Source organism: Burkholderia singularis (assembly GCF_900176645.1).
Classification (GTDB): domain Bacteria; phylum Pseudomonadota; class Gammaproteobacteria; order Burkholderiales; family Burkholderiaceae; genus Burkholderia; species Burkholderia singularis.
Genome location: NZ_FXAN01000034.1, coordinates 1 through 16,139 on the forward strand (window position 1 = coordinate 1; position 16,139 = coordinate 16,139).

The window sequence follows — 16,139 nt, forward strand, 5'->3', positions numbered from 1 at the left end:
GATCGGGTGGGCTGCGCCGTTCTAACATCGTGCAGCCCGGGCATGAAGCCGATGCGGTCGGCTCAGGCGACACTGGCGAAGCCGCGCGGCTTCGTCGCTTCGAGTGGGCGAAGGTGGGGTAAAACGTGGCCGGACGCGATCGCTCAACCCAGGATCGCTTATCGGCCATACCGGCCAAACGGCATCAAAAGCGTCGCGCCGCTCGCGGGTGCCGTATCGGATTTCCACAAAGTCGTCGCGCCGCGCACGCGAATGATCGGCACGCTGGTCGACGCGGGACTGGCGACATAGGCGCTCGTCCCGTTAGGCGTGAACGTGGCTCTAACGGGCCAAATGCGAGTGAAACTGCTTACGACGCCGGTCTGCGTGTTCGACGCGACGTCGATCACCGAGACCGTGTTCGAACTCGTGTTAACAACATACGCACGCTTGCCGTCCAGCGTGACGGCCACCGCCCATGGCATCGTGCCCGAGTATTCGGCGACCGCGCCGATCTGAGCGTTGTCGGCCGCGTGCCCTCCATCGACGCGGTTGTGGACCACCCGCCGCCAAGACGCATGCGGAGCGCTTCGCGGCAAACCGCACAGCCTTCATTGGCTGACGCGGCCGCGCCAGCGGCATGAGTTGTCGGCGTATGATGTTTCCTTTTTACCGATGAGTGGAATTCCGCGCTGGCTCGGGCGGAGCCGAGGCGACTGAAAGGCTTGACCGTTCGCAGCCTTCTTTCCGATGGGTTGATCGACCGATTCGGGTAAGAACGCCGCCCATCGGATTTAAAGCGTTTTCTTCTCCGATATCACCGGTCACCTGCGGGAGGATAAACGCTAAATACAACGCAGCGCCTTCCGCCGCCGCGGTGCCCCCTCATGCCCCCCGCATACCAGCGCCCCCAAGTATCGAATTTCAAATAAACAGAAATCATTCTTGACTGCGCAGCGCACCTGGAACACGCGTTATCCGAATCGGCAACGCTCAGGCAACGAATCGGCAAGCCACTCGCACATATAAGGCAAGCTGCTTAAGCAAACGTTTAATCAAACGGAATTCGCTTCCGTTTTCGAATCGACTCGGACCATGCAACCGCGATCGGCCGTTTTTCCCAAGCCCAATGCCGCCACGCCGACACCATCCTCATTAAAAAGGTGTTTAAATAAATCATGGCTTGTTCATCGACTCATAGGATAGAGAACGGTATTTCGCTTTATATTTGGACGTTATCCTCCAGAAGATAGCCGGTGATATTGGAGAAAAAAACACTTTAAATCCGATGGGCGGCGTTCTTACCCGAATCGGTCGATCAACCCATCGGAAAGAAGGCTGCGAACGGTCAAGCCTTTCAGTCGCCTCGGCTCCGTCCGAGCCAGCGCGGAATTCCACTCATCGGTAAAAAGGAAACATCATGCGTCGACAACTCATGCCGCTGGCGCGGCCGCGTCAGCCAATGAATGCCGGACGATTCGCCGCAAAGTGCTCCGCGCTCGCGCTGGCCGCCGTGGTGGCGGCAACCGCGCCGGTGGCCGCCTACGCGGCCAACAACGTCCAGATCGGCACGGTCGCCTCGTTCTCCGGTGATACGCTCACGAAAATCGCAATCAAGCCGGACGGCAAGCGCGCCTACGTCACCAATCTGTTCTCAGGCACGGTCTCGGTGATCGACGTCGCGTCGAATACACAGACCGGCGTCGTGACCAACTTCACCGGCCAGAGGCCTAACGGCGTTGCATTCACGCCGGACGGGGTGACGGCTTATGTCGTCAATGGGACATCGGCCAGCGTGTCGGTCATTCGCGTGCGAGGCTCGACAACTTTCGGTGGAGCCAATACGGCGCCAGCGAGCGGCGCGATGCTTTTGATGCCGTTTGGCCGATAGAACCGATATAGCCGGCAAGCGGGCCTGGGCTCGGCGAGCGAGCCGCCCTCATCCCGTTTCGCCTCCGTTCGCCCGATCCCGCCGATTCGATGCGACAAAGCCGCGCCGCTTGCGCGCGGCTTTGCCCGGACAACTTGGAGCTTCACGCGCCAGCCGGTGAATGTTGCGCAGTTCCGCCGGACGCGTTGCGCGTTGAATGGGCCGCCGCTCACGGCTGTGATTCGGATGCCTTTTCGCATTAAGCGGATTAGCGCAGGCAAATGAAAGAGAGAAAGAATGAAATAGAAAGCCACGGCAATAGAGCGATCGAAGATCTTCGATAAAACCAAGCCAAATCCATCAGCCAGACATTAATCCGCAAATCAAACATCGCCCGAACATAGGAAATTACCCGCATCTCAATTCACGAAAATTCCATCCCTTTATTCACCGCTCACACACTTTTTTATTTGAATAAATTCTTGATATCTTTCCCGCCCCGTCTAATCTACTTATTATGAATTGGCCACACGAATCATGCCATTGCATTGCAACCTATATAAGGCCATCGCCCCAACCGCCAAAGGCAAACAAAGGAAGCTTGTGTTAAATTCATTAAAATAATTAAACCCCGAAAATATTAATACCAGAAATCCATCTATCTTATTCGATCAACCTTAATTAGATGCATCCCGCAGCAGCCGCACTTTGAATCCCGAATCCCGAGGCGCTCGCCGCCGGCATTCGGTTCTCATTCCCGGCTCAGGAGATACCGTGAAAGTAGAGCCACTATCGGACACGCTCGGCCTACAGGTCAGTGGTGTCGCACTCCAGGCGTGTTCGCCCGACGATCAGGCAGGCTTTCTGCGGCTGGTCGCGCAGGCCGGCTTGGTGATATTCCGGCGTCAATGTCTCGACGATCGGGAACTGCACGCATTGGCGCGACGGATTGGTCCGTTGGAAGAGTCGTCGCGGAGAATCTGCTTGTCCCCCGACTATCCGGCAATCAGCTATTTATCCAATTTGCGTGACGAACATGGCAAGCCCATCGGTTTCGCCGGAGCCGACACGGATTGCTGGCACTCGGATCAGCAGCATCGGCAAAATCCGGCGACGCTCGCGATCTTGTATTGCGTGATTCCCGCGAGTTCCGGCGGAGCGACCAGCTTCGTGTCGACCGATGTCGCGACGGCCAGTCTGGACGAGACTACCATCGCGAATCTTGCCACTCGGCGCGCGGCCTATGAGCCGGCGTACAACCATGACAACGTGCCCAAACTCCGAGTGTCGCACCCGGCATTGCTCGTGAGTCCAACATCGGGCAAACGCTTCGCCTACGTCAGCGAGAACACCCAGGGCTTTACCGGCTTGGATGCCGCCGAATCGGCCGCGCTGAAGGACCGCGTGTTGGCCCGAATGCTGCGGCCGGAGCGCATCTACGCTCATCAGTGGGCCACCGGCGATTGCGCGCTTTACGACAACGCCCAGTTGCTGCATCGGCGCGAAGCCTTTCGTGGCCGACGTTGGCTGAAGGCCACCAAAATCTTCGCCCCCACGGACATGTTCGCGGTGCCTGGCGGAGAAGCGGTTGCAAATCTGGACATTCAACGATGATTCCGACGACAGAGGAACAGCCACCATGTCTCATCACTCAGACACCGTGCCCATCATCCCCATCGCGGTGCTGCACGACGCGCATTCGTTGATCGCCGAAAGCGGTCGCAGCATGACGGCAGGCCACGCGCTGCGATCCCCCACGCCGGTCGCGATTCGGGCCGGACGGCATGGCGGGCTTCCATTCGACAGCCTCACGACCGATCTGTACATGGGCTGTCTGCCCGCATCGCAGATTTGCTATGGCAGCTGCTTCGCCGCCCGTGGTGCGTTCGCCGCGGACTACGACTTCGGCATTCGCGTGGAGAACCTGCTCGACGCGGATCAGCTGCAGGCGGATCTCCTTTCGTTGCCGCCGGAGCAGCGCTTTTTGCGCAACGGCTGGAACAGCGACGCGTCGTGGAACTGGCCCAAAGCGTATGCGCTCGCGAAGCTGATCCGCGATGCCGGCCGATGCACCGTGTTCGTCACGAAGTACTTTCGGGTGATCGCCCCGGACACGCAATCCGGATTAGTTCAGGTGGGTGCCGAACTGCGGGTGTCCGTGAGCGCGTTGGACACGCCGGGTCAACTGCGGCAACGGTTGGCGGGCCTGTTGTCCTACCGGCAGGCGGGCGGCGTGGCTGTGCCGGTGGTGATGAGTTCGGTTTTCGCCGATGAGCGGCTCAACCGGCGGCAGGACGAACTGGTCGAGTGGATCTGGCGGCATGACCTTCCGGGCGCGGAGAACAGTTTGCGCATTCCGCCGGATCTGCCGGTGAGTCGGTTGCTGGACCGCGATCGCGTCGGCGTGCTCGAAGGCAGCGGCGATCTATGGGCGGGCCGCCTCTACGCTGGCCGGCTGCCCGTGCCGACCATCACGTCCATGCCCGCCGACTATCCGGGATTGCCGTGGCGACACCGTTCGACGCTCGATCTCGATCAATTGGACGCCTGGCGGCGCGACCCGGTGCCAACTCATGACGAAGTGAGGTCCGGCCGGCAGTTGGCCAAGCCGCGGCAGTGCGGAGTCTTCCAGACATGGCAGCCCATGCGGGAAATCTGAGCACGTGGCCAGGCATTCACCTGGCATGTTGGCGCGCAGAAAGCAGGCTTGCGGCACGGGCAGCGGCATTCGGCTTGTGCAGCGGCCGTCCACGGCGTGGAGAGCGCCCTGTCGCGCACCGCGCCGGCTCGCTTCGTTCAGCGCGCCGCTGCGCTGCGCAGCCGCTCGCGCGTCCGGCCCCGTGCCGTATGCCCGGCCGGGACGTTCAACAAGGAATCGACAAAGAAATGCGGAGGTTGCAATGCAGGTGGTCGATATCGCACCGGCCATCGGTGCGCGGATCAGTGGCGTGCGGATCGACCGGCTGGAGCCGGACGAATTCGGCAAGATCATGCAGGTGCTGCTGGACCGGCATGTGGTGTGTATCGAGGGGCGGGAGGCGCTTGATCCCGGTGCGCACTTGTCGTTCGCACGGCGCTTGGGGACGATCGCCGAATATCCGTTCGGCAAGCCATTGAATGGCTATCCGGGAATCTTCCGCATCGTCAAGGAACGCGATTCGACCAGCAACTTCGGCGGCGTGTGGCACACCGATTCGCCGTACCACGAGATCCCGCCGGCCTACACCGTGCTGCGCGGCGTGGACATTCCTCGCCACGGCGGCGACACGTTGGTCGCGAACATGCGCGCGGCGTATGAAGCGTTGCCGGCCGACATGAAGGAACGGATTGCGTCGCTCGACGGGATTTTCACCGCGTCGAAGGTTCACGGCAGCGGTACGCCCCGGTTTTCCATCGGCGACGTACAACGAATCGACGATCGGGCGCGTGCCGACCAGACGTACATCCATCCCATCGTGCGGACGCATCCGTCGACTGGCCGCAACGGACTCTATGTCAGCGCCTGCCACATGACCGGCATAGTCGGCATGAACGTGCTCGAGAGCGAGCGGTTGATCAAACAGTTGTCCCAGCAAATCGTCGACACGCGGTTTGTCGGCCGAGTTCAATGGACGCGCGGCTTGCTCGTGGTGATCGACAACCGTTGCGTGCAGCACTACGCGCTCAACGATTATCACGGGCAGCGGCGCGAGATTCATCGCGTGCTGGTCAGCGACGGCATCGCGCCGAGCCGGGCACGACAACGGGAGGCAAGCCATGCGATTTCTCACTGAGATCCGCGAATCGCGCAGCGCCAGCACCGGCGAGCGGCTGCGCGCCGCGCTGACCGGGCACAAGGTGGTGGTGCTGCGACGCGCGTCGCACGCCGACAGCGACGCCTTCTATCAGAAGCTGGCCGGCGAGATCGGCGACTTTCATTTCCGCGACGAGGACCCGGTGACCGGTGGACTGGACCATGCCGGCTGGCTGGACATCCGTTACGACGCCACGCTGGCGGCCACCGCGCAATACCGGTACGGCAACGGCCGGATGCCGCTGCATGTCGACGGCGCATACAGCGACGTGGCGTTCGACGTCTTCTTCCTGTGTTGCGAAACCCCTGCCCGGTTCGGCGGCGCGACGTTCGCGGTGGACGGCGCGCTCGTCACGGACTACCTTGCGGCCTGCGATCCCGCGCTGCTGCGGTCGCTGCGCGAGGTGAACGTGCGGTTCACCAAGGGGGAGCGCACCGTGACCAGGCGCGTGATCGAATATGACGGCGCGGATCCGGTATTGAATTGGAGCAGCACCCGGGTCGCGCCGGACAACCCGGCCCCGGTCATTGACATGTGCGCCCGGTTCGCCGCGTTCTGCGAACAACGGCTGGTGGATGGCGGCCTGGTGACGCCGATCCCGTTGATGGCGGGCGATGCGGTATTCATGCACAACCGCCGGGTCCTGCACGGGCGGTACGCGTTCTGGGGGGAGCGCTGCCTGCTGAAGGGCGTGCTCAGCCTGACAGCGCGCGTCGGCGGGGAGACCCTCCTATGACTGCCGCACGGACAAGGCCACGGCAGCCCTCCGTCCATCAGCTGTCCCGGGCGCAGGAGGAAATCTGGCTCGCGCAGGCGCCGCTGGGGCGGGCGGACCCTTACTTGGTGGCAGAGATCGTCGTGCTGACCGGGAGCCTGGATGTGGATCGGCTAGTCGACGCGGCTCGGTGGGTAGTCGAGCACGACGAAACCGCGCAATGGATTGTGGTCGAAGACGCGGACCGCACGCGTATGGCCGAGTGCGGCTCGCCGCCAAACGTCCTCGAAGTCGTCGATATGACCGGCCGGCCGGACGCACTCACGTCGGGATGGCGATGGCTGTCGACATGGATGTCGAAGCCGGTCCTGACTGCCGATCAGCGCGCCTGGACGCTCGTATTGATCCGGGTATCGCCGCACCTGCACCTGTTAGCGTCGCGCGGCCATCATGCGGTGGTGGACGGCCATGCCGCCCGCTGGCGGCTATGGTGGATCGCGCGGACTTACCGCGCGCTCTGCGCCGGCGCGCGCGCGCCGCTGATCGACAACACCGGCGTGGCCACGCTTTTGCGAGCGGAAGCGGACTACCGGCAGTCCAACGCGTTCCTTCGTGACAGGGATTACTGGTTGACCGCCATGGGCGCCGTGACCAAACCGTTGATTGCCCCTGCGCCTGCGGACGATGCGCCGGCGCGAGTCCGCCGGCGGTTGCCGAAGCCGCTGTCCGACGCGGTGGAATCGGTGAGCGAGCGGCGGCCGGGGGCCACGGCGGTCATCGCCGGTTGCCTGGCAGTACTGCTTGGCGCCGGCAACGCACTGCTGGAGTTGAGTGTGAGCGGCCGCAATTCCGACGCGCTACGGCGTACCGCCGGCGTCGCGGTCAATCGGGTGCCGCTGTGGGTGCCCATGCGCTCCGACGACACACTCGAGTCGGTGATCGGATCGGCGCGTGCGGCGATCCGGGCGGCGTTGCGGCATCAGAGATACCGCAGGGAAGATATCCGGCGTGATCTGCTTGCCGCGGGCCGGCCCGCTCCTACCGGGGCCGGGCTGAACATGATGTTGTTCGACGAGTTGCGGCCCGATTTCGGCGCGGTGAACGCAACGATCCATCCGTGCAATTACGGGCCGGTGCCCGGATTGGAACTGACTGTATGCAGACCGGCGGCCGGCGGTTCGCTGGAACTGCAATTGGCCGGGAATCCGGCGCAATATCCGGTCGCGCGGCTGCGTGGTTTATTGGACCGACTGTGCGCGTTGATCGAGCAGGCGGTACACTCGCCGCGCGGCATCGTGCGCGAGCTGAATGTCGCGCATGACGCGCACACGCCTCGCCAGCGGCCATCGTCTCCCGTGCCGGCATGGCAGAGCTGGCCAGCCGCATTTGCGCAACAGGCGCGGCGGACCCCGTTTGTGCCCGCAGTCGCCGCTGATTCGCGATCGTTGACCTATCAGGCGCTTGAAGCGTGGTGCTCACGGTTGGCCAGACGGCTGGCGCAGCACGGCGTCATGAAAGGCGACGTAGTCGCCGTGACCAGCGGCCCCTCGCCGCTCGCCGCCGCGGCGATGCTGGCCGTCTGGCGGCTCGGTGCGATCTACCTGCCGCTCGATCTCGGGCAGCCGACGTTGCGGCTGACGCACGTGCTCGACATGGCCGCGCCGGTCATCGCGATCGTCGAACCGGACACCATCGGCACGCCGGCGTTGGCGGACATCTCTACCCTCACCGCCGAACCAATGCCGCAAGCAGGCGCCGAGGCGGACGCCGATGCCGCCGATGCCGACACCGCGATGCCCCCGTCTGCGCTCCACCCTCAGGACCCCGCCTATCTCATCTTCACCTCGGGCTCGTCGGGCCATCCCAAGGGCGTGATGGTGAGCCACCGGGGGATTTTGGGCATGGCGCGCGCGCATGCGGACGCGATGAACGCTGGCGTGGGAGCCAGAGTGTTGCAGTTTGCGCCGATCACATTCGACGCGTCGATCGCGGAACTAACGCTCGCATTGTGCTGCGGCGCGACCGCCGTGTTCGCGGGTTTCGACGAGTTGAGCCACGGTGACGGCATCGCCAGCGCCATCACCGCTCATGGCGTCTCGCACTTGATCATGGTGCCGTCGGTACTGGCGACCGTCCCTGAGGAGCGGGTGCCCGCCGGGCTGCGCATCATGGTAGCCGGCGAGCGCCCCGGCCTGGGATTGCTGCGCCGGTGGCGCACGCGCCACCGGTTGCGTAACGCCTATGGGCCGACCGAAGCCACCGTGTGCGCGACGATCAGCGAAGAACTCGACGATCTCGCCATCGTGCCGATCGGGCGGGCGATTCCCGGCTGCCCCACGCAAGTGGTGGACGAGCGGCTCAGGCCGGTGCCCGCCGGAACGATCGGGGAGTTGCTGATCGGCGGCGACGGCGTTGCGCTCGGCTATCTGCACCATCCCGCATTGACCGGCGAGCAGTTCGTCACCGGACCGGATGGGACACGCCATTACCGATCCGGCGATCGGGTTCGGCAACTGCCGGACGGCCAGTTGGAATTCGTCGGCCGGTGCGACCGGCAGATCAAGCTGCGCGGCCAGCGGATCGAACCTGGCGAGGTGGAAGCCGCGCTGCAAACGCACCCCGACGTCCGGCAAGCAGCGGTGATCGCCACCGGCGAGCAACTGCTCGCGTATGCGGTGCTCGCCGGTGAAGCCACGCCCCAAGCGCTGGTGCTTTATCTGGCGCACCGGCTGCCACGCTACCTGACTCCGGACCGGGTCATCGCCGTTGATCGTCTGCCCCGCACCCGGCACGGCAAAATCGACTATCACGCTTTGCCCGAGCTGGCCCCCGCCCCGGCGCTTGCCCCTGCCCACCCGCGCATGGATGCGCAGGCGCTGGCCCAGTCTCCGCAGGAACATCTGCTCTGCCAGATCTTTGCCGAAGTCCTGGGCCGGGCCCAAGTGGGCCGCGCGGACAATTTCTTCGAACTGGGAGGGCATTCGATGCTCGCCGCGAAGCTCGTGCTGAAGGTGCGAACCATGCTGGGCGCGGACCTGTCGATGAGATCGCTATTGGAAGCCCCATCGCCGCAGGCCTTGTCCGCATCGCTCGATCTGCCGGGCAGCGTGACCGATTCGCTGGACGTGCTGCTGCCGTTACGCCGGACCGGCCGACGGCCGGCGTTGTTTTGCATGCACCCGGCAACCGGCCTGGGCTGGGGCTACGCCGGCCTGTTGCGGCACCTGCCGGATCGGCCGATCGTCGCGCTTCAGGCCAGGACGCTCAGCGACGCCGGCTATTGGCCGGAATCGGTGGAGGAACTGACCGCCGACTATCTCGCGCGGATCATCGCATTCCAACCCGCCGGGCCATACCATTTGCTCGGCTGGTCGTTCGGCGGGCGAGTGGCGTTCGAAATGGCTGTCGCGTTGCAGCGGGCCGGGCAGCAGGTAGGCTCGGTGATCCTGCTGGACAGCTCGCCGCCGCCACCGACACCGTTCGACGCATCCACCGACGACTTCGATCGGGACCAAACACTGCGCCGATACTTCCTGACCATGCTCGCGGAAACCACGCCGATCGAGCCAGGCATCTGGGACGCCGCGCCGCTGTCCGAGATCAAGGTGGAGTTGGATCGTCTTGGCAGCCCATACGCGTTGTTGTCGGACGACCATTTCCAGCGAATGTTCGATCTGCACAAGAGGAACTACGTGCTCTCCCGGCGATACGTGCCGCGTGGCCAGTTCCGGGGCCGGCTGATCTACGTCCGGGCGCTGGAGACGCACCAGCCAGGCGCCCCGGACCCGCAGCGCAAGGCTGAACAATGGGCAGCCCACGTAGACGGGAACACCGTCGAGCGGCCGGTCACCGGAACGCACAACGGCCTGAGCACGGAGTCCAGCCTCGCGGAGATCGGACAAGTGCTGGCCGACGAACTGGAACGGACCGAATTCAGCCATGGCTATGCCCACTGAACGATCATGCACGATGGCGTTCGTCGACCTCGACCTCACCGATCCGCGAACGCACTTGCGTGCCGATATGACCGAGTATTGGCGATGGGCACGCGCCCACCAGCCGGTGCGCTGGCACCCGGCGGTCAACGGGGCCGCGCCCGGGTTTTGGGTGCTGGCCGGCTACCACGACTTGATCTCGGTGTACCGGGACCCCGGCCGGTTCAGCTCGCAGCGCGGCAACGTGCTGCTGACTCTGCTGGCCGGCGGGGATTCCGCCGCCGGGCAGATGCTGGCCGTCACCGATCCGCCTCGGCACGGCGCGCTGCGCAAACTGATCGCCCCCGCGCTGTCCAAGGACGCGATCGCGCGCCTCGAGCACCTGCTTCGCCGCCGAACCGGAGCGTTGCTCGCCGAACACATCGGCGCAGGCGCTTTCGATTTCGCCCGCACCATCGCCTCCCGATTGCCGATCTGGACCATCTGCGACCTGCTCGGCGTGCCCGAGGACGACCATGAACTGCTGATCGCCTGGGACAAACAGGCGCTGAGCAGCGAACACGAGGATCAAGCCGATCCGGACGGGACAGCCGCGCGGCAGGACATCCTGCTCTACTTTCTCGAGCACGTGGCACGGCAACGCCGCCACCCCGGCGAAAACCTCGTCGGCAGGCTGGTCCAGGCCGAGGTGAACGGAGCGAGGCTGACCGACGAGCAAGTGGTGGCCAACTGCTACAGCCTGTTGCTCGGCGGGGACGAGACCAGCCGGCTGTCCATGATCGGCGCGATGCACACGTTCGCGCAACACCCCGAGCTGTGGCGCGCGTTCCGGTTCGCGCCCGTGGATCTCGAACTGGTGGCCGAGGAAGTGGTCCGCTGGCACGTTCCTACGATGCATTTCGGCCGGGTCGCGCTGACCGACGTTCAGCTCGGCCAGCATCGAATCCGCGCCGGCGACATCGTAACGCTATGGAATGTCTCCGCGAACCGGGACGAGCGCAGGTTTGCCGATGCCGATTCGTTTCGTCTGGACCGGCGGCCCAATCCGCACCTGTCGTTTGGATACGGGCCGCACTTCTGCATTGGCGCTCAACTGGCCAGGCTCGAACTCGTTACATTGCTGGACGCGGTGCGCACGGCGGTAACCCGCATCACCCCCGCCGGGCAGCCAACCCCGATTTATTCCAACTTCCTGCACGGCTTCAGCACGCTGCCGGTCAGCCTCGATTGACAAGCCGGCCATGGCGGCCATACCGAATGGAACGCAAAGTCAGCGCGGCTCCCTGGACTGCCCGATCAGCGCGCCGAAATGCCGGTCAACGAGGGCTGCAAGCCGGGCTCGCCACGCCTTCATGCGCAACGCGCCCACGCGCGCATGCGATCGCACCGGCGCGCACGTCTAGTTTCAAATAAAAAGCAGAAATCGTTCTTTGCGGTACACCGCACCCGCATGCTTAACTCTCGCGATCGAAACCGGATCGCCGCCCGCCGTCGTCAAGTCACGGCAACGCGTCGCTTCGCTTGCCGTTGAACCGTTGCACCAACGCGTACCGCCCACCCCTGGAAACCCGCCGTGAGTCACGCACCGTTCGTCGAAACCGAATTCCCCGTGCCGCCCGTCGCGCCGACACCTTTCGTCGACATTCGCGCGCCGGCCGATTTCCCGGATGGCCCCGTCGCGCGCGCGTTCGCGCAACCACTGATGCTCGGCCTGTTCCTGCCGATTCAGGCCGGCGGCTGGAGCGCGTCGACGCTGCCGCGCACGACCGACTGGTCATTCGACTACAACGCGGACCTCGTGCTTACCGCGCAGGCGCTCGGCTTCGATCTCGTGTTCGCGCTGTCGCAGTGGCTGCCGAAGGGCGGCTACGGCGGCGTGTTCAACGGCGACGCGCTCGATTCGTTCATGACGCTCGCCGCGCTCACCGCGCGCACCGAACGCATCATCCTCGTCGCAACGAGCCACGTGCTGTACGGGCCGTGGCATCCGTTGCATTTCGCGAAGTTCACCGCGACGCTCGATCACATCTCGAACGGCCGCTGGGGCATCAACATCGTCACCGGGCACCGCGCAGTCGAACATGAAATGTTCGGCTGGCCGCGCATCGAGCACGATACGCGTTACCGGCTCGCCGCCGAATTCGTCGACGCAGTTCAACAGCTGTGGGCGCAGCCGGACAACTTCACGTTCACGCCCGAACTGTCGAGCTGGCGGCTCGGCGGCGCGTTCGTCACGCCGAAGCCGCGCTACGGCCGCCCGTTGCTGATCAACGCCACCGGCTCCGACGCGGGCATCGCATTCGCCGCGCGCTATTCGGACATCGTGTTCGTCACGAGCCCGGCGGGCCCCGACATCGAACCCGCGCTCGCCGCGCTGCCCGCGCACACCGCGCGCGTGAAGGCCGCCGCCGCCGCGCACGGGCGCACGATCCGCACGCTGATCAACCCGATGGTGATCTGCCGCGACACCGCCGCCGAAGCGCGCGCGTACCGCGATGCGATCGTCGCGCACGCGGACGAAGGCAGCTTCCACCGCTTCGATAGCGACGCGCACGCATGGCGCGGCGGCCTCGCGCAGCGCGCGCAGGCGGCCGCGCGCGCGCTCGGCGGCAATATCACGATCGTCGGCTCGCCGGACGAAGTCGCCGATGCGATCGTGCGGCTGCACCGCGCCGGCATCGACGGCATCCAGTTGAGCTTCTTCGATTTCAAGCCGGACCTCGATTTCTTCGGCCAGCGCGTGCTGCCGCTGTTGCGCGAAGCGGGCCTGCGCCGCTGAGCGCGTTGCGTTCGTCTTTCCTTCATGCTTATTTTCGATCCGACCACACCATGAACCTGCTCTGGTACACCCGTTGCCCCGCGCCGACACCATTCGGCATCGCCATCCAAAAAGGCTGGTTGCACGACGAATTCGCGCCGGACGGCCTCGACATCCGCGCGCTTCAGGATGCGGACGATCCGGCCATCCGCCGCTCGCACTTCACGCACAGCCAGCCGTGGTCGTTCCGGCAAGGCGGCAATATCCCCGCGCTATGGGCGCGCGCGCAAGGCAGCGACACGCGCGTGATCGCGCTCAATTGGGTCGACGAATTCCAGGCGCTCATCACGCTCGATCCCGCACTCGAGCCGACGCCCGCCGCGCTCGGCCGCGCACGGTTCGGGCTGCCGCTGAACGCGCGGCCCGGCATCGTCGATTTTCATCGCGCAACCGCGCTGCGCGGATTTTCGTCGCTGCTCGACGCGCTCGACGTGCCGCTCGAAGCGGTCACGCTCGTCGATCTGCCGCATTCGCCGCTCAATCTCGCCGATGCCGCGCCGCCCGCCAACGCGCCGCTCGCGCAATGGCTTGCCGCGCAGCGGCCGCACGAATATTCGCGTGAAGTACAGGCGCTGCTGCGCGGCGACGCAGACGTGGTATTCGTCAAGGGTGCGCCCGGCCTGGACATCGTCAACCTGCTCGGCGCGACCGTGCTGGTCGACATCAGCGCGCAACGCGATCGGCGCAAACACGCGAACAACGGCACGCCGCGCCCGCTGACGGTGGATGCGCGCCTGCTCGACGAGCGCCCCGATCTCGTCGAGCGCGTGCTCGCGCGCACGCTCGACGTCAACGACTGGGCGCGTGCGCATCCGGACGACGCCGTCGGCTATGTCGCACGCGAAACGCGCAGCGCCGAGCACTGGGTTCGGCGCGCGTATGGACCCGACCTGCATCGGCAGCTTGCGATCGGACTCGATCCGCACGCGCTCGCCGCGCTCGAGGACTTCAAATCGTTCCTTCATCAATGGGGATTCATTGCGGCGGACTTCGATTTCGCAAGCTGGATCGATCCCGCGCCGCTCGCCGCCGCGCACGCACGGCGCGCGCATGCGCAATACGCGGCCGCGTAACACCGTGCGCATCGTCCGCCTCATGCGCGCGGCGGCCGGATCGATCAATGCGATCGATCCGGCCGGCTCCGCCATTCCGTCCAGTCCGGTTATCGCAGCCGCTTCGCCGCTGCCAGCGTTGCCGTGGCGCTTATCGTGCGCCGCGCCCGTTTTCGCCATGCCGCTCATCGCGCTTACAGCCGCGTCGCGCGGCTCGCGCCTACCCCGCGCCCTGCGCGCGACCAAGCGAGCGGCCGGCACGCTTTGCGTCGCCGCCGCCGCGATCGTCGCGCCGCACGGCCCGTCGCTCGCGCAAACGCGCGGCGGCACGCTGAACTTCATCGTGACGCCCGAACCCACCACGCTCGTCGATTTCGCGACCACCGCGGTCAACGTGCTGAAAGTGAGCCCGAAGGTCATCGAAGGGCTGCTCGACTACGGCTTCGACCTGAAGCCGAAGCCGTCGCTCGCGACGTCGTGGGAAGTGAGCGACGACGCGCGCCGCTACGTGTTCCACCTGCGGCGCGGCGTCAAATGGCACGACGGCCAGCCGCTGACGGCCGCGGACGTCGCCTATTCGCTCGCCACGCTGCGCCGCTACCACCCGCGCGCGAAAACCACATTCGCGAACCTGGCAAGCGTGGCGACGCCCGATCCGTACACCGTCGTGCTGACGCTGTCGAAGCCTGCGCCGTATCTGATCAACGCGTTTTCCGCGACCGAAACGCCGATCCTGCCGAAACACGTGTACGACGGCCGCGATCCGTTGACCCATCCGGCCAACAACGCGCCCATCGGCACCGGTCCGTTCCGCTTCGTCAAATGGGTGCGCGGCAACTATATCGAATACGCGCGCAACGACGATTACTGGGACAAAGGCAAACCGTGGCTTGACCGCCTGTTCGTCAAGATCATCGACGATCCGGCCGCACGCGTGGCCGCGCTCGAAAGCGGCTCGGCCGATCTCGCCGGCGACACGCCCGTACCGCTGTCCGAACTCGCGCGGCTAAAGGCGAATCCGAAGCTCGCGCTTGATACGCGCGGCTACGAATTCCAGGCGGGCGTCGCGCGCATCGAGTTCAATCTCGATCATCCGGTGCTGCGCAATTTGAAGGTACGGCAGGCGATCGCGTCGGCGCTCGATCGGGAAGTGATCCGCAAGGTGATCTATTACGGCTACGCGACGCCGATCGTCAGCCCGATCATTCCGGGCAACCGGTATTACGATCCGGCGCCGAATCCGTATCCGTTCGACTTGGCCCACGCGAACGCGCTGCTCGACGAGGCCGGCTATCCGCGTAAGGCCGACGGCACGCGCTTCGCGCTCGTCGCCGATGCGCTGCCGATCGGCGACATTCCGGCGCGCACCGCTGCTTACGTGAAATCGGCGCTCGCGCGCGCCGGCATCGCGGTGACGGTGCGCACACAGGATCTGCCCGCGTACCTGAAGCGTGTCTACACCGATCGCGATTTCGATTTCAGCATCAACGGCATGAGCAATCTGTTCGATCCGGTGGTCGGCGTCGCGCGTCTATATACGACGGACGGTTTCCGGCCCGGCGTGCCGTTTACGAACGGCTCGCGCTACCGCAACCCCGAAGTCGACCGCCTGTTCGCGCAGGCCGCCGAGCAGACCGACGAACGCGAGCGCAAGGCGACGTTCGTCCGCATTCAGCGCATCGTCGAGCGCGATCTGCCCGATATCAATCTCGTCGCGCCGCAATATGTGACGGTGGCGTCGCGCGCGGTTCATGGCCATACGGTGTCGCCGGACGGCGTCGGCGCGAGCTTCGCCGATCTGTGGTTGCAGCGATGAACGCCGCGCCCCAGGCGGGGCGGCCCGGGAGCGGGGTTGTTGTTGCGGTTGCCGCTGCGGTTGCCGCTGCGGTTGCCGCCGCCGTCGCAGCTACCGCTGCGGTTGCCGCCGCAGCCCGGCGCGCCGCCGCCGCGACGCGGCCGATTTTTCCACTGCGCGC

11 protein-coding genes are annotated in these 16,139 nt (G+C 65.2%); 10 read left to right on the plus strand and 1 reads right to left on the minus strand.

All coding sequences use genetic code 11. From position 1 onward, the window contains the following. Nucleotides 1–158: 158 nt before the first annotated feature. On the minus strand, nucleotides 159–542 hold the full coding sequence (locus tag BSIN_RS03845; RefSeq protein WP_089339540.1) for a YncE family protein: 384 nt from the start codon (nucleotides 540–542) through the stop codon (nucleotides 159–161). 872 nt (nucleotides 543–1,414) lie between these two features. On the opposite strand from BSIN_RS03845, the gene BSIN_RS03850 reads away from it, so the two are divergent. The 10 genes from BSIN_RS03850 to BSIN_RS03895 all read left to right on the plus strand — a co-directional run bounded on the left by BSIN_RS03850 (nucleotide 1,415) and on the right by BSIN_RS03895 (nucleotide 15,979). Continuing rightward, complete coding sequence (locus tag BSIN_RS03850; RefSeq protein WP_218192394.1) at nucleotides 1,415–1,870, plus strand: YncE family protein; 456 nt, start codon at nucleotides 1,415–1,417, stop codon at nucleotides 1,868–1,870. 753 nt (nucleotides 1,871–2,623) lie between these two features. Then, entirely contained in the window at nucleotides 2,624–3,463 is an 840-nt protein-coding gene (locus BSIN_RS03855; RefSeq protein WP_159935878.1) for a TauD/TfdA dioxygenase family protein, read from the plus strand. Continuing rightward, a complete protein-coding gene (locus BSIN_RS03860) occupies nucleotides 3,438–4,508 on the plus strand; it encodes a hypothetical protein (RefSeq protein ID WP_218192395.1) in 1,071 nt (356 codons plus the stop codon). Before BSIN_RS03855 ends, BSIN_RS03860 begins: the two co-directional genes overlap by 26 nt. 241 nt (nucleotides 4,509–4,749) lie before the next feature. Further along, nucleotides 4,750–5,622: a TauD/TfdA dioxygenase family protein gene (locus tag BSIN_RS03865; protein ID WP_059572887.1), complete on the plus strand. Its 873-nt coding sequence runs from the start codon at nucleotides 4,750–4,752 to the stop codon at nucleotides 5,620–5,622. Continuing rightward, the gene (locus tag BSIN_RS03870; RefSeq protein ID WP_089339544.1) at nucleotides 5,606–6,379 is read left to right on the plus strand and encodes a TauD/TfdA family dioxygenase; all 774 of its coding nucleotides are present in this window, start codon (nucleotides 5,606–5,608) and stop codon (nucleotides 6,377–6,379) included. The genes BSIN_RS03865 and BSIN_RS03870 overlap by 17 nt, the downstream gene beginning before the upstream one ends. Then, nucleotides 6,376–10,314 (plus strand): non-ribosomal peptide synthetase, encoded by a 3,939-nt coding sequence (locus tag BSIN_RS03875; protein WP_089339545.1) that lies wholly within the window; start codon nucleotides 6,376–6,378, stop codon nucleotides 10,312–10,314. The genes BSIN_RS03870 and BSIN_RS03875 overlap by 4 nt, the downstream gene beginning before the upstream one ends. Before the next feature lie 13 nt (nucleotides 10,315–10,327). Further along, nucleotides 10,328–11,524: a cytochrome P450 gene (locus BSIN_RS03880; RefSeq protein WP_173678622.1), complete on the plus strand. Its 1,197-nt coding sequence runs from the start codon at nucleotides 10,328–10,330 to the stop codon at nucleotides 11,522–11,524. Nucleotides 11,525–11,866: 342 nt separating this feature from the next. Then, complete coding sequence (locus tag BSIN_RS03885; protein ID WP_089339547.1) at nucleotides 11,867–13,072, plus strand: LLM class flavin-dependent oxidoreductase; 1,206 nt, start codon at nucleotides 11,867–11,869, stop codon at nucleotides 13,070–13,072. 50 nt (nucleotides 13,073–13,122) lie between these two features. After that, a complete protein-coding gene (locus BSIN_RS03890) occupies nucleotides 13,123–14,184 on the plus strand; it encodes an ABC transporter substrate-binding protein (RefSeq protein ID WP_089339548.1) in 1,062 nt (353 codons plus the stop codon). Further along, nucleotides 14,162–15,979 carry an ABC transporter substrate-binding protein gene (locus BSIN_RS03895; protein ID WP_256583605.1) on the plus strand — a complete coding sequence of 606 codons (1,818 nt, stop codon included), beginning with the start codon at nucleotides 14,162–14,164 and terminating at the stop codon, nucleotides 15,977–15,979. Before BSIN_RS03890 ends, BSIN_RS03895 begins: the two co-directional genes overlap by 23 nt. The last annotated feature ends 160 nt before the right edge of the window (nucleotides 15,980–16,139 follow it).

Bases quoted from the DNA above. Each gene is read 5' to 3' on its own strand.
- BSIN_RS03870 (WP_089339544.1), top strand. From the start codon at position 5,606: ATGCGATTTCTCACTGAGATCCGCGAATCGCGCAGCGCCAGCACCGGC.
- BSIN_RS03875 (WP_089339545.1), top strand. From the start codon at position 6,376: ATGACTGCCGCACGGACAAGGCCACGGCAGCCCTCCGTCCATCAGCTG.
- BSIN_RS03880 (WP_173678622.1), top strand. From the start codon at position 10,328: ATGGCGTTCGTCGACCTCGACCTCACCGATCCGCGAACGCACTTGCGT.
- BSIN_RS03895 (WP_256583605.1), top strand. From the start codon at position 14,162: ATGCGCAATACGCGGCCGCGTAACACCGTGCGCATCGTCCGCCTCATG.
- BSIN_RS03890 (WP_089339548.1), top strand. From the start codon at position 13,123: ATGAACCTGCTCTGGTACACCCGTTGCCCCGCGCCGACACCATTCGGC.
- BSIN_RS03865 (WP_059572887.1), top strand. From the start codon at position 4,750: ATGCAGGTGGTCGATATCGCACCGGCCATCGGTGCGCGGATCAGTGGC.
- BSIN_RS03850 (WP_218192394.1), top strand. From the start codon at position 1,415: ATGCCGCTGGCGCGGCCGCGTCAGCCAATGAATGCCGGACGATTCGCC.